Origin of the sequence: Streptomyces sp. NPDC048523 (assembly GCF_043199815.1) — a bacterium.
GTDB lineage: Bacteria > Actinomycetota > Actinomycetes > Streptomycetales > Streptomycetaceae > Streptomyces.
Genome location: NZ_JBICWQ010000010.1, coordinates 136,412 through 153,312, shown reverse-complemented (window position 1 = coordinate 153,312; position 16,901 = coordinate 136,412). Strand labels below are relative to the sequence as shown.

At 70.3% G+C, this 16,901-nt stretch carries 17 protein-coding genes; 5 read left to right on the top strand and 12 right to left on the bottom strand.

The window, feature by feature from the left end:
* Positions 1–6: 6 nt before the first annotated feature.
* The 8 genes from ACGFWE_RS37360 to ACGFWE_RS37325 all read right to left on the bottom strand — a co-directional run bounded on the left by ACGFWE_RS37360 (position 7) and on the right by ACGFWE_RS37325 (position 8,475).
* Complete coding sequence (locus ACGFWE_RS37360) at positions 7–1,062, bottom strand: LacI family DNA-binding transcriptional regulator (protein WP_352390467.1); 1,056 nt, start codon at positions 1,060–1,062, stop codon at positions 7–9.
* A 43-nt stretch (positions 1,063–1,105) separates the two neighbouring features.
* Positions 1,106–2,743, bottom strand: coding sequence for an extracellular solute-binding protein (locus tag ACGFWE_RS37355; protein ID WP_393604600.1), 1,638 nt, complete (start codon positions 2,741–2,743; stop codon positions 1,106–1,108).
* Between the two features lie 31 nt (positions 2,744–2,774).
* Positions 2,775–3,662, bottom strand: a complete 888-nt coding sequence (locus ACGFWE_RS37350) for a carbohydrate ABC transporter permease (protein WP_393604598.1) — start codon at positions 3,660–3,662, stop codon at positions 2,775–2,777.
* Complete coding sequence (locus ACGFWE_RS37345; RefSeq protein ID WP_393604690.1) at positions 3,659–4,513, bottom strand: ABC transporter permease; 855 nt, start codon at positions 4,511–4,513, stop codon at positions 3,659–3,661. The genes ACGFWE_RS37350 and ACGFWE_RS37345 overlap by 4 nt, the downstream gene beginning before the upstream one ends.
* A gap of 347 nt (positions 4,514–4,860) precedes the next feature.
* Positions 4,861–5,952, bottom strand: a complete 1,092-nt coding sequence (locus tag ACGFWE_RS37340; RefSeq protein WP_393604596.1) for an amidohydrolase family protein — start codon at positions 5,950–5,952, stop codon at positions 4,861–4,863.
* Between the two features lie 74 nt (positions 5,953–6,026).
* Positions 6,027–6,797, bottom strand: coding sequence for an amino acid ABC transporter ATP-binding protein (locus ACGFWE_RS37335; protein ID WP_393604594.1), 771 nt, complete (start codon positions 6,795–6,797; stop codon positions 6,027–6,029).
* Entirely contained in the window at positions 6,794–7,627 is an 834-nt protein-coding gene (locus ACGFWE_RS37330) for an amino acid ABC transporter permease (RefSeq protein ID WP_352390472.1), read from the bottom strand. Before ACGFWE_RS37330 ends, ACGFWE_RS37335 begins: the two co-directional genes overlap by 4 nt.
* Positions 7,624–8,475 carry a transporter substrate-binding domain-containing protein gene (locus ACGFWE_RS37325; protein WP_352390473.1) on the bottom strand — a complete coding sequence of 284 codons (852 nt, stop codon included), beginning with the start codon at positions 8,473–8,475 and terminating at the stop codon, positions 7,624–7,626. Before ACGFWE_RS37325 ends, ACGFWE_RS37330 begins: the two co-directional genes overlap by 4 nt.
* A 175-nt stretch (positions 8,476–8,650) precedes the next feature.
* Between ACGFWE_RS37325 and ACGFWE_RS37320 the strand changes: the two genes are divergently transcribed.
* The 5 genes from ACGFWE_RS37320 (at position 8,651) to thpD (ending at position 13,268) form a co-directional block, all read left to right on the top strand.
* Entirely contained in the window at positions 8,651–9,751 is a 1,101-nt protein-coding gene (locus ACGFWE_RS37320; RefSeq protein WP_352390593.1) for an aminotransferase class V-fold PLP-dependent enzyme, read from the top strand.
* A 331-nt stretch (positions 9,752–10,082) separates the two neighbouring features.
* Positions 10,083–10,592: a diaminobutyrate acetyltransferase gene (gene ectA / locus ACGFWE_RS37315; protein ID WP_393604591.1), complete on the top strand. Its 510-nt coding sequence runs from the start codon at positions 10,083–10,085 to the stop codon at positions 10,590–10,592.
* 57 nt (positions 10,593–10,649) lie between these two features.
* Complete coding sequence (gene ectB / locus ACGFWE_RS37310; protein WP_352390475.1) at positions 10,650–11,921, top strand: diaminobutyrate--2-oxoglutarate transaminase; 1,272 nt, start codon at positions 10,650–10,652, stop codon at positions 11,919–11,921.
* Positions 11,922–11,965: 44 nt separating this feature from the next.
* The gene (locus ACGFWE_RS37305; protein WP_007381148.1) at positions 11,966–12,370 is read left to right on the top strand and encodes an ectoine synthase; all 405 of its coding nucleotides are present in this window, start codon (positions 11,966–11,968) and stop codon (positions 12,368–12,370) included.
* 4 nt (positions 12,371–12,374) lie between these two features.
* Positions 12,375–13,268: an ectoine hydroxylase gene (gene thpD, locus ACGFWE_RS37300; RefSeq protein WP_352390476.1), complete on the top strand. Its 894-nt coding sequence runs from the start codon at positions 12,375–12,377 to the stop codon at positions 13,266–13,268.
* 9 nt (positions 13,269–13,277) lie between these two features.
* Here the strand turns inward: thpD and ACGFWE_RS37295 are convergent, their stop codons facing one another.
* The 4 genes from ACGFWE_RS37295 to ACGFWE_RS37280 form a co-directional block, all read right to left on the bottom strand.
* Positions 13,278–14,276 carry a maleylpyruvate isomerase family mycothiol-dependent enzyme gene (locus tag ACGFWE_RS37295; protein ID WP_393604588.1) on the bottom strand — a complete coding sequence of 333 codons (999 nt, stop codon included), beginning with the start codon at positions 14,274–14,276 and terminating at the stop codon, positions 13,278–13,280.
* Positions 14,277–14,310: 34 nt separating this feature from the next.
* Entirely contained in the window at positions 14,311–14,919 is a 609-nt protein-coding gene (locus ACGFWE_RS37290) for a sigma-70 family RNA polymerase sigma factor (RefSeq protein WP_393604586.1), read from the bottom strand.
* A 58-nt stretch (positions 14,920–14,977) separates the two neighbouring features.
* Positions 14,978–16,030 (bottom strand): aminotransferase class V-fold PLP-dependent enzyme, encoded by a 1,053-nt coding sequence (locus ACGFWE_RS37285; protein WP_393604584.1) that lies wholly within the window; start codon positions 16,028–16,030, stop codon positions 14,978–14,980.
* 98 nt (positions 16,031–16,128) lie between these two features.
* Entirely contained in the window at positions 16,129–16,848 is a 720-nt protein-coding gene (locus ACGFWE_RS37280; protein ID WP_352390480.1) for a DsbA family oxidoreductase, read from the bottom strand.
* Positions 16,849–16,901 lie beyond the last annotated feature (53 nt).

Below are 16,901 nucleotides of genomic sequence, written 5' to 3'. Positions count from 1 at the left end.
GAGTCCTTAGTGGGTCGGTGGTGGGGCGACGCTTTTGCGTACGACGATGTGCGTGCCCAGCAGATGGTGGCTTGCGGCGGCGTGTTCGGGGTCGCGCAGGGCGATGCGTACGGCGGCGCGGCCGAGCTCCTCGGCGGGCGTACGGACCGTCGTCAGCGGGGGGTTGAAGTCCTCGGCGAGCGGGATGTCGTTGTAGCCGACGACCGAGATGTCCGCGGGCACATCGAGCCCGGCGTCGGCGATGGCACGCAGCGCTCCCGCCGCGACCATGTCGTCACCGGCGACCACCGCCGTGAACTCCCTGGTCTCCTTGAGGAGTTCGGCCATCGCCCGCAGCCCCGCCGCCCGTCCGAGCCCGCAGTCGACGACCCGTGCGGCCGCCGGGGGCAGCCCGTGCTCGGCGAGCGCGGCCCGGTACCCGGCGACGCGCGCGTCCAGGGCGGTGTTCCCGGGCAGCCCGCCGAGGAAGACGATCCGCCGGTGCCCGGCGGACAGCAGATGCCCGGTGATCGCCCGGGCCCCGGCCTCGTTGTCGAACTCGACGACCAGCGCCGGGATCTCGGGATCCGGGGCGGGGCGGCCGCACAGCACCAGCCGTGCCCCGGTGGAGTCGAGGGCCTGCGCGTAGTGGGCCACGCGGGAGCGGTACGCGTCGTCCTCGACGACCCCGCCGACGAGGATCACCAGCCGGGCCCCCTCCTCCCGCATCAGCTGCACGAACTCCATCTCCCGCTGCGGATCCCCGCCGGTCGCCCCGACCACGCACAGCCACCCGCGGTCGGCGGCCTCGGCCTCGACTCCCTCGGCGACCTGGGCGTAGAAGGGGCTGGTGACCTGCCGGACGACGACGGCGGCCATCTTGCGGCCCCCGCCGACCAGCGCCCGGGCGTGCGCGTTGGCGACGTAGTCGAGATCGCGGGCGGCACGCAGGACACGGGCCCGGGTCGCGGCCGGCACCGGATGGTTGCCGCTGAGCGCGCGCGAGGCCGTCGCCATCGACACCCCCGCACGCTCGGCGACGTCGCGGATGGTGACCCGTCGCCTGGACCCCGTGTCCGTCATGTCGTTCTCCATCCCCCGCGTCTCCTGTTCCACCGGCGGCGTCTCATGTGTTGGCCGCGTAGTCCTTCGCGAACTCCCCGGCCATTCTGTCGCCGCCCTGGGCCCGCCACTTCTTGACCACCGCGTCCCACTCCGACAGCGGGAGCCGTCCGGCGACGATCCCGGTGACGGCGTCGTCGAGCAGCGCCCTGAGCGTGGTGCCCTGGGCGTTCTTGGTGCGGGACTGCAGGCCGTTGGAGGCGTTGCGGATGGCGTGCGGCACTACTTTTCGCTGCCACGAGTGCAGGGCCCGAACGGCGTCCGGCATGCCCGGCACGAACAGCACCTGCGGGCCCTCGGCGAGGTACTTCAGGGGCAGGTTGGTGTTGTTCTCGACCTCGCCGAGCTCGGTGGGCTCGGGCGAGCCGTCCTTGCCCCGGGTGAAGTGGGTGCCCTCGACGCCGTAGTGGACGAGCTCCCACTCCTGGCTGCCGAAGGGGGCGGCGAGGTAGTCGAGGATGCGCAGGAGGAGTTCGACGCGCTCCTTCTTCGCCTTCTTCAGGACGGTGTAGCCGAAGGAGCGGCGGGCGGCGACGATCCCGCCGGGCTCGCCGCCCACGCTGTACGGGAGGGCCGCGGCCGGGGTCAACTTGCCTTGCGACTCACGGTACTTGGGGAGGTAGGCGCCGAAGCCGTCCTGCATGGAGCCGACGGTGCCGTTGTAGTAGAGGGTGGTGAGGTCGATCTGGGACACGGACGTCGAGTCCGGATAGTAGGAGCCGCCCTTGCGGAGCCGGGCCTGGTAGGCGATGGCCGCCTTGTAGCGTTCGTCGGTCGCGCAGTGCTGGAAGGTGCCGTCCTTGGTGACGGCCCACTCGTTGGGCGCGCGGTGGGCGGCGGCGTGCACGGCGTTGCCGAACAGGGAGCCGTTGGCGGCCCCGAGCGCGTAGGTGCGGCCGCTGGTGGCCCGCCGGGCGACGGCGGCGAAGTCCTCGGAGGTCCAGCCCTCCTTCATGCCGGCGTCGGTGAACAGACCCTGGTTGAGCCAGAGGGTGGAGCCGGGCAGCGGGCGTTCCAGCGGGATGCCGTAGATGCGGCCGCCGATGCGTCCCATGTCCTGCCAGGCGTGGGTGGGGATCCCGGCCAGGTTGGGGTATTCGCTGACCGCCTCGCCGGAGAGGTACGGCGTGAGGTCCTCGGCCCGTCGCTGCACGAACTCCGCCTCGCGGGGCAGGACGAAGCCGGAGAACAGGTTGATGATGTCGGGCAGGGTGTCGGGGTCGCCCGCCATGACGGTGGCCATCTTCTTCTGGTAGTCGGCCTGGGAGACGATCGTGTACTCGATCTTCACCCCGAGTGCCTTCTCGACGGCCGCCCAGAACCGGTTCGCCGAGGCCGGCTTGGGCGGGGTGCCGAAGGACACCGACATGACCTTGACGGTCGAGCCGTCGCCCGGCGTACGCGAGACGGACTTGACGAGGTCAGCGGGGTAGGCGGTGTATCCGGCCTGGACGCCCGCCTCGGTGGGGGCGAGATCCGGCTTGGGTCCGCTCGCGGCCTTGTACGCGGGCCAGGGGGCCAGCTTCTTCCCCGCGTTGGAGACGTCGCTGTCGCCGGAGCCGGTGGAGCAGGCGGTCAGCGCACCGGAGACGGAGGCCGCCGCCGCGGACAGCAGAAGGGTGCGTCGGGACATGCTGGGCATGGGTGAATCACCTCGTGTCGGCTTGGGTCGGTCAGCTCTTGATGGCGCCGGTGAGCACGCCCTTGGTGAAGTACTTCTGGAGGAAGGGGTAGATCAGCAGGATCGGCACGGTGGCGATCACGAGGACCGCCATCTGCACGGTCTGCGGGGCGGTGACGGTGCCCTCGCCGGTGGTGGCGTCGGTGAGCCCGGAACCGGCCACCACGTAGGTGCGCAGCACCTGTTGGAGGGGCCAGTGGTCGCTCTCCAGGTAGAGGGAGGCGTAGAACCAGGAGTTCCAGTAGGCCACCGCGTAGAAGAGCCCGACGACGGCCAACGCGGCCTTGGACAGCGGCAGTACGACGGAGACGAGCACCCGCCAGTCCCCCGCCCCGTCGAGACGCGCGGCCTCGTAGAGCTCGTCGGGGATGCCCTGGAAGAAGCCGCGCAGGACGACCAGGTTGAAGACGTTGACCAGCACGGGCAGGACCAGCGAGGCGTAGCTGTCCAGCAGCCCCAGTTCCTTGACCAGCAGGAAGCTCGGGATCATGCCGGGCGGGAAGAGGAACGTGAACAGGACGAGGAGCAGGACGGGCCTGCCGCCGAGGACGCCGGGGCGGGACAGGGCGTAGGCGAGGGTGACTGTGCACAGGAGGCTCAGCGAGGTCCCCACGACGGTGACGCCGACGCTGACGCCGAGGGCGTGGGTGACGATGCCGCCGTCGAGGATGTCGCGGTACGCCTTCAGTGAGGGGTGGGTGGGCCACAGCACCCAGCCCCCGTTGTCGACGACCTCCTCGGTGGAGGCGAGCGAGGTCGACACGATGACGAGGAACGGGACACAGACCAGCAGGACGACCACGGCGAGGGCGAGCGCCTTCGCGGCCTGCGTCACCGGCTTCGGTTTCTCCATCCATCCCGGACGGGCCTGGGCACTCACTTGTAGACCCCCTGTTCGCCGAGGCGGTGGGCGACCTTGTTGGCGGCGTAGACGAGAAGGGCGCCGACGACGCCCTTGAACAGGCCCGCGGCGGCGGCGAATCCGTAGTCGCCGCCGACGATGCCCTGGTAGTAGACGAAGGTGTCGATGATCTCGGAGGCCTCGGGGCCGACCGCGTCGCGCTGGAGCAGCATCTGCTCGAAGCCGACCGAGAGGATGTCGCCGAGCCGCATGATCAGCAGCAGCACGATCACCGGGCGGACGGCGGGCAGGGTGACGTGCCAGAAGCGCCGCCAGGGGCCCGCTCCGTCGATCGCGGCGGCCTCGTACTGCTGCTCGTCGACCTGGGCGAGGGCGGCGAGGAAGATGATCGTGCCCCAGCCGGCGTCCTTCCAGATGACCTGGGCGACGACGAGCGGTTTGAAGGCGTCGGGGTTGCCGATGATGTCGACGCTGTGCAACCCCATGCCGTCGAGGCCCGAGTTGAGCAGGCCGGTGTCGCCGAGCAGTTGCTGGAAGAGGGCGACGACGATCACCCACGAGATGAAGTGCGGGAGATAGGCGACGGACTGCACGAACCGGCGGACGCTGCTCCAGGTGAGGCTGTGCAGCAGCAGGGCGAGGCCGAGCGGGACCGGGAAGTAGAACACGAGCTGGAGGACGGCGATCCAGACGGTGTTGAGCACCGCGTCCCAGAACGCGGTGTCCTCGAACATCCGCTGGAAGTTGCCGAGTCCGGTCCAGGGGCTGCCCCACAGTCCGTCGAAGGGCACGTACTCCTTGAACGCGATGACGTTGCCGACCAGCGCCCCGTAGTGGAAGAGCAGGAAGTAGGCGAGGCCGGGCAGCATCAGCAGGAGCAGGGCCCTGCTCTGAAAGCGTTTTCGTCGGACGACTGCCAAGGCTCTCCCTCTTCCTGGTGGGGCAGATCGAAGAGGAAGTTAAAGCGCTTTCATGCACGGGTCAACAGTTCTGACAAAGGTGGGGAGTTGACGCAGGTCAGCGTGGGGTGCCGGAGCGCGAAGACGAGTGAAAACGCTCTCAGTCTGCTACGAGCGGCGGGTTAGGCGGACGCTCACGACGGCCACATGGTGCGGGACGCCGGACGTCGGATCCGCCGCAGGCGTTCAGGGGCGCGGGGAACTGCGCACCACGCCCGCCCCCACCGGCCCGCACCCGAACGGATGTCGGCCGGGGCCTACTCCACCGCCCGGCCGTTCAGTACGACCTGCCGTGGTGCCGCCAGGACGCGTACGTCCGTGCGCGGGTCCTGTTCGTAGACCACCAGGTCCGCGGCGGCGCCCTCCTCCAGTCCTGGGCGTCCCAGCCACCTCCGGGCACCCCATGTCGTCGCCGACAGGGCGTCCAGCGGGGGGATCCCGGCCGTCACCAGTTCCGCGACCTCCGCCGCGACCAGGCCGTGCGGGAGGGTGCCGCCCGCGTCCGTGCCGACGTAGACCGGGATGCCGGCGTCGTAGGCGCTGCGGACGGTGTCGTAGCGGCGTTCGTGGAGCCGTCGCATGTGGGCCGACCAGCGGGGGAACCTGGACTCGCCGCCGTCCGCGAGCTTCGGGAAGGTCGCGATGTTGACCAGGGTCGGGACGATCGCGACGCCGCGTTCGGCGAAGAGGGGGATCAGGTCGTCCGTGAGCCCGGTGGCGTGTTCGACGCAGTCGATGCCCGACTCGACCAGGTCCTTCAGGGAGTTCTCGGCGAAGCAGTGCGCGGTGACGCGGGCGCCGAGGCGGTGCGCCTCCGCGATGGCCGCCTCGGCCGCTTCGCGCGGCCAGCTGGGAGCCAGGTCGCCCACCTCGCGGTCGATCCAGTCCCCCACCAGCTTCACCCAGCCGTCGCCGCGCCGGGCTTCCTGGGCGACGTACGCGACGAGGTCCTCGGGCTCGATCTCCCAGGCGAAGTTCCTGATGTAACGGCGGGTGCGGGCGATGTGCCGACCCGCCCTGATGATCTTCGGCAGGTCCTCGCGGTCGTCCACCCAGCGGGTGTCGGAGGGCGACCCGGCGTCGCGGATCAGCAGGGTGCCGGCCTCCCGGTCGGCCAGTGCCTGCTTCTCGGCCACGTCCTGGTCGACCGGTCCGTGCGCGCCGAGGCCCACATGGCAGTGCGCGTCCACCAGACCGGGCAGCGCCCAGCCCGACACCGTGCGGATGTCACGGGCGGCGACGGGGCGGTCGTAGGAGATCCGCCCGTCGACCACCCACAGCTCGTCCCGGACGTCCTCGGGGCCGGCCAGGATCCGTCCCTTCACGTGCAGCACCGTGCGATCGCTCATGACCGCACCCTAGCCAGCCCGAGGTCACCGCTCCCAGGGCGGTGGTCCCTCGGAGGGGCCCCTTGGTGTCCCTTTCATGTGCCGTTCTCCTCCACGTCGGCCATCGCCGGGTCGAGGAGCCGGGAGAGGAAGTGGCGGGTGCGCTCATGGCTCGGGGCGCCGATGACCCGGTCCGGGGTGCCGTCCTCGACGATCGCTCCGTCGTCCATGAAGACGACCCGGTCGGCGACCTCGCGGGCGAAGGTCATCTCGTGGGTGACGACCATCATCGTCATGCCCTCCCGGGCCAGCATCCGCATGACCGCGAGCACGTCGCCCACCAGCTCCGGGTCGAGGGCCGAGGTCGGCTCGTCGAAGAGCATCACCTCGGGGCCCATGGACAGGGACCGGGCGATCGCGACGCGCTGCTGCTGTCCGCCGGACAGGGAGGCCGGGTAGGCGTCCGCCTTCTCCGCGAGGCCCACGCGCTCCAGGTTCTCGGCGGCCACCTTCGCCGCCTGCGCCTTGCCCCGCCGCAGCACCCTGCGCTGCGGCAGCGTGAGGTTCTCGGTCACCGTGAGGTGCGGGAACAGGTTGAACTGCTGGAAGACCATGCCGATACGGCGGCGTACGGCGTCGATGTCCACGTCGGGGTCGGTGAGTTCGGTGCCGCCGACGAAGACCTGGCCCTTCGTCGGCTCCTCCAGGAGGTTCACGCACCGCAGCAGCGTGGACTTGCCCGAGCCCGAGGGGCCGATCACACAGACGACCTCGCCCTGGCCGATCTCGAGGTCGATGCCCTTGAGGACCTCGTTGTCGCCGAAGGACTTGTGCAGGCCCTTGACCTGGATCTCCGGTCGGCTCATTTCACGGCCTCCTGGGCCTTGGCCTCCATGCGGCGCACCACGAACCCGAGCGGGATCGTCACCAGCAGGTAGCACAGCCCCGCGACGAGGATCGGCGTGGAGTTGGCGGTCGTACTGGCCAGGTCACGGCCGTACTTGGACAGTTCGCGCTCCTCCAGGGTGACACCGAGGAACAGCACCAGGGAGGAGTCCTTGAAGAGCAGGACGAGTTCGTTGGTCAGCGGCGGGAGGATGATCCGGAACGCCTGCGGGATGATGATCGAGACCATCGCGCGGGCCGGTGAGAAGCCCAGTGAACGGGCCGCCTCCAGCTGGCCCTTGGGCACCGCCTGGATGCCCGCGCGGATCGTCTCCGCCATGTAGGCCGCCGCCACCAGGCCGAGCGCGAGGGCGACCTTGCCGTAGGTGCCGCCGATGATCTCCGTACCGGGAAACGCGAGCGGTACGGCCACGCCGATGAAGATGAAGATCAGCAGTGCGGGCAGCCCGCGGAAGATCTCGATGTAGACACCGGCGAACCAGCGGTACGGGCCCACCGACGACAGCCGCATCAGCGCTATGACCATGCCGAGGACCAGTCCGACGACGAAGCCGGACAGCGTGTAGAGCACGGTGTTCTTCAGCGCCAGCGTGATGACGTCGGGGAACATCTGGTCGGCGATGTCCGCCTGCGCGAACTGGTTCTTCAGCCGCCCCCAGTCCGCCGAGAACGCGAAGGCGATCACGGCGGCGACGAAGACGGTGTACTGGATGCCGCGGGACAGACTGCGCTTCTGACGTCGGGTCAGGCCCTTTTTGCGAGGCTGGACTTGCGTGTCCGTCGCGGTCATGAGGCGGAGGGAGACGCGACCGACTCGTCGTACGGGCCGATCCACTTCTCGTAGAGCTTCTTGTACGTGCCGTCGGCCTTGGCGTCCGAGAGCGCCTTGTTGACGGCGGCCAGCAGCTTGGTGTTGCCCTTCTTCACCGTGAAGCCGTACTGCTCACCGGTGTTGATGTTGTCGGCGACCTGGAAGGCGTCGGCGTTGGCCTTGTTCTTCAACCAGCCCTGGACGACCGGATAGTCGATGACAACGGCCTTGACCTGTCCGGAGCGCAGGCCGTTGAGGACGGCGTCGGAGGACTCGAAGGAGACCGGGTCGAAGCCCTGGCCCTTGACGTAGTCCTCGCCGGTGGTCTGCGCCTGGGCGCCGAGCTGCACCTTCTTCGCCTTGGCGGCGGCGAGCGAGGAGATCCCGCTGCCCTTGGTGACCAGGAGGGCCTGGGTGGCGTCGAAGTAGGGGTCGGAGAAGTCGACGTTCTTTTTGCGTTCCTCGGTGATGGTCATGCCGGCCGCGGCCAGGTCGCACGAGCCGGAGTTGAGGAAGGCGCCGGTCTTGAAGTTCTCGAAGGGCGTGTCGAGGATCTCCTGCTTCACGCCGAGGTCCTTGGCGACCAGGTCGATGAGCGAGACGTCGAAGCCCTGGACCTTGCCGTCGATCTCCGACTGGAAGGGCGGGTACGGCAGGTGGGTGCAGGTGGTGAGCTGCCCGCCCTTGACCAGTTCGACCCCGCCCGCGGCGGTCTTCGAACCGCTGCCGCCGTCGTCGCTGGAGGTACAGGCAGCGACGAGCAGGAGCCCGGCCGTCGCGGTGGTGGCGGCCAGGACGCGGGTCCGGCGCCCGGAGAGGGTGTTCACGGAAGGCCTCCTGTGGGGGAACTGTGGGTTCCGATTATAAGGAAAGGTTTGAGTCTCTCAAACCAATCCGATGGTCGCGAGGCCGTTCAGCCTAGGAAGTCGCCGGTCGGTGGGGGGTGGTGGGGAACGGTTACGCTCGTTCACGTCTACCCCAGTGAGCGAAGAGAGCACCGTCGTGACGCACCCCTTCCTGGACCTGGCCCCGCTCGGCGCGGCGCAGTTCGCCTCGATCGAGGACCGTGTGGCGCGGCTGCTGCGCACCGAGCAGGACGTCGTGATCATGCAGGGCGAGGCGCTGCTGCCGCTGGAGGGGGCGATCCGCTCCGCCGCCGGTCCGGGGACGACCGCGCTGAACGTCATCACCGGTCCGTACGGGCAGACCTTCGGGGACTGGCTGCGGGACTGCGGCGCGACGGTGATCGACCTCGCGGTGCCGTTCCACACGGCGGTGACGGCCGAGCAGATCTCCGCGGCCTTCGAGGAGCACCCGGCGATCGACTTCGTGTCGCTGGTGCACGCGGAGGCGGCGACCGGCAACACGAACCCGGTCGCGGAGATCGGGGACGTCGTACGGCGACAGGGGGCCCTCTTCTATCTGGACGCGGTGGCCTCCGTGGGAGCCGAGCCGGTGCTGCCGGACGCGTGGGGTGTGGACCTGTGCGTGATCGGGGCGCAGAAGGCGATGGGCGGTCCTGCCGGAGTGTCGGCGGTGTCGGTGAGCGAGCGGGCGTGGGCCCGGATGGCGGCGAATCCGGCGGCGCCGCGGCGGTCGTACCTCTCCCTCCTCGACTGGAAGGAGCGCTGGATCGACGGCGGCCGCAAGGCCCTGCTGCATGCTCCGGCGCAGCTGGAGATGCTGGCGCTGGAGGCGTGCGTCGAGCGGATCGAGGCGGACGGGCTGGACGCGGTGATGGCCCGGCACCGGGCGGCCGCGGCGGCGACCCGGGCGGGGGCGCGGGCGCTGGGCGGCGGTCTGGAGCCCTACGTGTACGCGGACCGGGAGGCCGCTCCCGTCGCCACGACGCTGCGCTCCCCCTCCGGCCTGGTGGCATCGGAGCTCGTCGCCCGCGCCCTGGCCTCCGACCCCGCGCTGCCGCTGGCCGCGGGTGGAGGCGCGCTGGCCAAGGAGATGATCCGGGTCAACCACTACGGCCCGGACGCGACACTGGGAGCCGTACGGGCGAGCCTGGCGGCACTGGGCGCGGCACTGCACGAGAAGGGCCGCGCGGCGGACGTGGAGGGCGCGCTGCGGGCGTCGGAAGAGGCGTGGCGTTAGGGCCCGGAAGGTTACCGGTGCATAATTCCCGAGGTAATTCCGGTGTTTATCAGAGATTGGCTTCCCGTTTTCTTCTGCCCGCTTTCTCTCGACCTAAACGCAAAGATTCTGCGAACGCGAACAGGCTGAATTCGGGGAGATCTCGTGGTGGTTACACGCTTGTGACGCGTTACACATCTTGATCAATTTGCCCCTTATTTGCTGGGCGTAGTGGTGCATAACGGTCACTTTTTGCGCGTCGGCGCGTGCGCGCGTGATAACACATGAAGCATCCGTACGTAACCCCGACCGGCGATGCAATTTTAAATTTCCCTCGGTAAATTCAATTCGCATGACTGCCGCACAAGCAGACCTGCAAATCGACCGGCCGACGGTCGCGGACGGAGCCGCGCTGTGGCGGATCGCCCGCGACTCAGAGGTCCTCGACCTGAACTCGTCGTACAGCTATCTGCTGTGGTGCCGCGACTTCGCCGCCACGTCGGCGGTGGCACGCAACGACCGCGGGGAGCCGATCGGCTTCGTCACCGGGTACGTCCGCCCGGACCGCCCCGGCACCCTGCTCGTCTGGCAGGTGGCGGTGGACTCGGCGTACCGCGGCCGCGGACTCGCCGCCGCCCTGCTCGACGGCCTCACCGCGCGGCTCTCCGCCGGGCGCCCGCTGACCACCGTCGAGACCACCATCACGCCGGGCAACACCGCCTCCGAGCGGCTGTTCACGGCGTTCGCCGAACGCCATGGCGCCCGCCTGGAGCGTGAGGTGCTGTTCGACGCGGGCCTGTTCCCCGACGGGCCGCACGACCCCGAGGTCCTCTACCGCATCGGGCCCCTCTCCCCCGCTTAGGCCACCCCCTCCGCCCGACCCCCCACGCACCCCCACGCACCCGAGGAGCGATTCGTCGTGACCATCACCCAGCCCGACCTCAGCGTCTTCGAGACCGTCGAGTCCGAGGTGCGCAGCTACTGCCGCGGCTGGCCCACCGTCTTCGACCGCGCGCAGGGCAGCCGCATGTACGACGAGGACGGCCACGCGTACCTCGACTTCTTCGCCGGCGCCGGTTCACTGAACTACGGCCACAACAACCCCGTGCTGAAACGGGCGTTGATCGACTACCTGGAGCGCGACGGCGTCACGCACGGGCTCGACATGTCGACCACCGCCAAGCGCGCCTTCCTGCAGACCTTCCAGGACCTGGTGCTGCGGCCGCGCGACCTGCCGTACAAGGTCATGTTCCCGGGCCCGACGGGCACCAACGCCGTGGAGGCCGCGCTGAAGCTGGCGCGGAAGGTGAAGGGGCGCGAGGCCATCGTGTCCTTCACCAACGCCTTCCACGGGATGTCGCTGGGCTCCCTCGCCGTCACCGGCAACGCCTTCAAGCGGGCCGGCGCCGGCATCCCCCTCGTGCACGGCACTCCCATGCCGTTCGACAACTACTTCGACGGCACCGTCGAGGACTTCCTGTGGTTCGAGCGGCTGCTGGAGGACCAGGGCTCCGGACTCAACAAGCCGGCCGCCGTGATCGTGGAGACCGTGCAGGGCGAGGGCGGCATCAACGTCGCCCGCAAGGAGTGGCTCCAGGCCCTGGCCGCGCTGTGCGAGCGGCAGGACATGCTGCTCATCGTCGACGACATCCAGATGGGCTGCGGACGGACCGGCGCCTTCTTCTCCTTCGAGGAGGCGGGCATCACCCCGGACATCGTCACCGTGTCCAAGTCCATCAGCGGCTACGGCCTTCCGATGTCCCTGTGCCTGTTCAAGCCGGAGCTGGACATCTGGGAGCCGGGCGAGCACAACGGCACCTTCCGCGGCAACAACCCGGCCTTCGTCACGGCCACCGCCACCCTGGAGCAGTACTGGGCGGACGGTTCCGCGATGGAGAAGCAGACCCGCGGGCGCGGCGAGCAGGTCGAGCAGGGCCTCATCTCCATCACCGAGGAGAACCTGGCCGACATCAAGGAGTACCGCGGCCGCGGCCTGGTGTGGGGCCTGGAGTTCCACGACAAGGACCGCGCGGGCCGGGTGGCGCACCGGGCCTTCGAACTCGGGCTGCTCATCGAGACCTCGGGCCCCGAGAGCGAGGTCGTGAAGCTGCTCCCGGCGCTCACGATCACCCCGGAGGAACTGGACGAGGGGCTCAGCATCCTCGCCCGTGCCGTCCGGGAAACCGCCTGAACCACTGTCTGAACCACCCTCTACGTAGGAGGCATCGCAGCACCGTGATCGTCCGTTCGTTCAAGGACATCGAAGGCACCGACCGCCATGTGAAGGCCGCGTCCGGCACCTGGGAGAGCAAGCGCATCGTGCTCGCCAAGGAGCGGGTCGGCTTCTCGCTGCACGAGACGATCCTGTACGCGGGTACGGAGACGTCGATGTGGTACGCGAACCACATCGAAGCCGTCGTCTGCGTCGAGGGCGAGGCCGAGCTGACCGACCACGAGAGCGGGCAGACGCACTCCATCACGCCGGGGACCATGTACCTCCTGGACGGCCACGAGCGGCACACGCTGCGGGTCAAGGAGGACTTCCGCTGCATCTGTGTGTTCAACCCGCCCGTGACCGGCCGGGAGGACCACGACGAGAACGGCGTCTACCCGCTGCTCACCGAGCCCGAGGAGGTGTGACCGCATGACCACCGCCACCGTCACCGATCTCTACCCCAGCCGCGGCGCCACCGAGGTGTCGATCCCCCGCAAGGACCCGGTCGTCTGGTCGGCGCCCGACGCGCCGGGACCGATCGCCACGGCCGAGCTGGAGACGTTCGAGCGCGACGGCTTCCTCGCCGTCGACCAGCTCATCGGCCCGGACGAAGTCCCGTTGTACCAGCGCGAGTTGGAGCGTCTCGTCACCGACCCGGAGATCCGCGCGGACGAACGCTCGATCATCGAGCCGAAGTCCAAGGAGATCCGCTCGGTCTTCGAGGTGCACAGGATCAGCGAGGTCTTCGCGAACCTGGTGCGCGACGAGCGGGTCGTCGGCCGGGCCCGGCAGATCCTCGGCTCGGACGTCTACGTCCACCAGTCGCGGATCAACGTCAAGCCCGGTTTCGGGGCCAGCGGCTTCTACTGGCACTCCGACTTCGAGACCTGGCACGCCGAGGACGGCCTGCCCAACATGCGCACGGTGTCCGTCTCGATCGCGCTGACCGAGAACTACGACACCAACGGCGGCCTCATGATCATGCCGGGGTCGCACCGCACCTTCCTCGGGTGCGCGGGGGCCACCCCGAAGGACAACTACAAGCAGTCGCTGCAGATGCAGGACGCGGGCACGCCGTCGGACGAGGCACTGACGGCGATGGCCTCGGAGTACGGCATCAAGCTGTTCACCGGCAAGGCCGGTTCGGCGACCTGGTTCGACTGCAACTGCATGCACGGCTCCGGCGACAACATCACGCCGTTCCCGCGCAGCAACGTGTTCATCGTGTTCAACAGCGTGGACAACCAGGCCGTGGAGCCGTTCGCGGCACCCATCCGGCGGCCGGAGTTCATCGGCGCGAGGGACTTCACGCCGGTGAAGTGACCCTGCGGCTCACAGCCACGACAGCGACGCGGCCCGCTCCAGTACGTTCCGTACGGCGGCCGCGTCGCCCGTCGTTTCCCGGGGGACGGTGTCCGGCGCGTACCGGCCGCCGACGAGCAGACAGAAGTCCACGGCGTCCAGGGTGAGTTCGGCGGCCACGGGATCGCTCTGCGAACCCAGGACCCACTGCTCGCCGCCCCGGACCGCGAACAGCACGGGCGGTGCCCCGGCCCCGAGGGTCCCGCCCAGGATGCGGACGGCCAGCCCGACCAGCCGCCCCAGGTGCTCCTCGGGCGGCGGCGGTACGGCCAGGCCCAGGGCACGGCCGATGTCGCCGGTGTGGATCCACGCCTCGAAGGCCCGCGCCAGGAAGTGCTCGGTGACGGGCAGCCTGAGACCCATCAACAGGGTTGTACCGGCGGCGAGTTCGGGGTCTCGGGCGTGCGGGCTGCCGAGCAGCGCGGCCGCCTGCGCGGACCAGTCGGCGACGGTCTCCTCGGGCGTACGGCCGTACTCGTGGGCGATCACCTCGGCGGTACGCCTCTCCCAGGCGTCCGTCCAGTCCGCTTCCTCGTCGGTGCGCGCTCCCGGCACCCGGGCGTCGATGCCGAGCCGCAGGGCCAGGTGTTCGTCTGCGGCGAGCAGATGGGCGACGGTGGCGTGCACGTCCCAGTCGTGCACGACGGGGGTGGACCAGCGTCCCGCCATCTCGGGCAGCAGCGCCTCGAGTCCGGCGACGGCGGCCGCGTAGGGGGCGGCGTGCCGGGCCACGCGGGGTGGCGCGGGGCGGGCGCGGAGGGCGCCGGTGAGAAGGGTGTCGAGGGGGGACGGCGGCTCGTCGAGCGGCGGGCCGTCCAGCAGCCGTACGGTCGCGCGCAGCCGTTCCGCCTCGGCGGCGCAGCTCTCGCACTCGGCCAGGTGCGGTGGGACCAGTCGCGCCTCGGCCGGATCCAGGGCTCCGCAGGCCCAGGCGGCCAGCAGGTCGCGTACGTCGTCGTGGTCGGTCACCGGTCGCCCCCTTCCCTGTGTTCCCCTGCCGTCATCATGCGCCCTCTTCCCACACCGGGTCGGGTGGGTCGGCCAAGGTCTCCGCGAGGGCGCGCAGGGCGGTGCGCAGCCGGGTCTTCGCGGTGCCCTCGGGAATGCCGAGCTCGGCGGCGGCCTGCCGGTAGGTGCGGCCCGCGAAGTAGGCGAGGTGCACCACCTCCCGCTGTGGCTGCGGGAGTTCGGCGAGTGCGGTGTGCAGCAGGAGGGCCCGCTCCCGGTCGACGACCGCCTCGGCGGGGCCGGGAGAGGCGTCCGGGATGCCGTGCAGGGCGAGGTCGTCGGCGCGGGCGTCCTTGCGGTGCCGGGCCTCACTGCGCACCCAGTCCACGGCCCGCCGGTGGGCCAGCACCGACAGCCAGCTGCGCAGGCTGCCCCGGCGCGGGTCGAAGGCGTACGGCCTGCTCCACAGCTGTGCGAAGACCTCCTGCGCGACGTCCTCGGCCGCGGCCGGGCCGCGGGTCACGCGCAACGCGACCGCCCGCACCAGCCCGCCGTACGCCCGGTACGCCTCGGCCAGCGCGGACCCGTCGCCGTACACCAGCCGCCGGTGCAGCTCCGCGTCTGCGGGTCGCTGTACGGACGTCGTCCCGTCCGTGGACTCCACGGCACCACCACCCCTTGGTGCCCCTTCCTAGCGTCCCGCGCGGCCCGGCGCCAGCGGTTCAGGGAGACAGGGCGTCCAGGAACCGGTCGACATCGGCGGCGGTGTTGTAGAGGTGGAAGGAGGCGCGCAGGTTGCCGGCGCGGTTGGACAGCTCGATGCCCGCAGCGCTCAACTCGGGCTGCTTCACGCCGAGTCCGGGCACGGACACGATCGGCGAGCCGGGCGCCGGCAGCGGGGCATGGCCGAGGGTGGCGAGTCCTGCGCGGAAGCGGTCGGCGAGGGCGAGGTCGTGGGCGCGCACGGCGTCCACGCCGAGTTCCTCCAGGAGTTCGAGGGAGCGGCGGGTGCCCGTGTAGGTGAACAGGGCGGGGCTGACGTCGAACCGCCGGGCGGAGTGGGCCAGTTCGGCGACGGGGCCGTAGCAGCTGTCCCACGGGATCTCCCCCGCGACCCAGCCGGCGAGCACCGGCCTCAGATCGCCGAAGTCCTCCGGGACGGCGAGGAAGGCCGCGCCGTGCGGGCCGAGCAGCCACTTGAAGGTGGTGGAGACGGTGTAGTCGTACGACCGCGCGTCCACCGGGAGCCAGCCCGCGGCCTGCGAGAAGTCGACGTAGGTGCGGGCTCCGTGTGCCCTGGCCGCCTCTCGCAGGGCGGGCAGGTCGGCGATCCGGCCGTCGGCGGACTGGGCGGCGCTGACGGCGACGAGGGCGGTGCCTGGGCGGACGGAGTCGGCGAGCCGTTCCAGCGGCACGGCGCGGACCTTGAGGTCGCCGCGGGTGTGGAAGGGGTTCACGACGGAGGTGAAGTCGTCCTCGGCGGTGAGGACTTCGGCGCCCGGCGGCAGCGAGGCGGCGACCAGGCCCGAGTGGGTGGACACGGACGGTCCCGCCGCGACCCGGGTGACCGGGACACCGGCGAGCCTGGCGAACGCGGCGCGGGACTGCTCCACGTCCTCGAACAGCGGATCCAGCGGCCTGCCCTCGGCGCGGATCAGCGCGGCCTCCTGGAGGGCGGTCACGGTGCGGGCGGGGAGCAGGCCGCTGCTCGCGGTGTTGAGGAAGGTGTTCTTCGGGGTGAACTCGGCGCGGACGAGGCTCTCGAAGGTCTCCATGGATCCACTGTGGGGCCGGGAGACCTGTCGGTCCATTGCGTTTTTCTCCGTGGTTTCGCCAAGGAGCGCTTATACGTCCGCGCCGGCCTGCGTGTTTGTCAGCCGTGCTGGGGTACGGCGCACCCGTCGGGACCGCAGGCCTCCGCGTCGCCCTGGTCGATCAGCTGCAGCGGGGAGCGGTTGCCCCAGGCCTGGGCGAGGGCCTGGGTGAAGACCTCGGCGGGCTGGGCGCCGGAGACGCCGTACGTGCGGTCCAGGACGAAGAAGGGGACGCCGTTCGCGCCGAGCTCGGCGGCCTCGCGCTCGTCGGCGCGGACCTCGTCGGCGTAGGCGGTGGGGTCGGCGAGAACCCTGCGGACCTCGTCGGCGTCGAGCCCGGCCTCGACGGCTAGCTCGACGAGCCGCTCCTCGCCCTCGGTGAACAGGGACCTCTCCTCGGCGAAGTTGGCCCGGTAGAAGATCTGGACGAGCTCGTCCTGCCTGCCGTGCTCCTTGGCCAGGTGCAGGAGGCGGTGCAGGTCGAAGGTGTTGCCGTGGTCGCGGTCACGGGTCCGGTAGGCGAGGCCCTCTGCGGCTGCCTGGGCGCCGAGGTTCTCCTCGCCGGCCTGCGCCTGGGCCTCGCTCATGCCGTACTTCTTGCTGAGCATGGCGAGGACGGGCTCGACGTCGCTCTTGTCCCGCCCCGGATCCAGCTCGAACGACCGGTGCACCACCTCGACCCCGTCGCGGTGCGGGAAGGCCTCCAGCGCCTTCTCGAAGCGGGCCTTGCCCACGTAGCACCAGGGGCAGGCGATGTCGCTCCAGATCTCGACGCGCATGTCTACGGCTCTCTCCAGGTCGGACGGCAGCGGAGACTCCCCCGCTCGTTAGG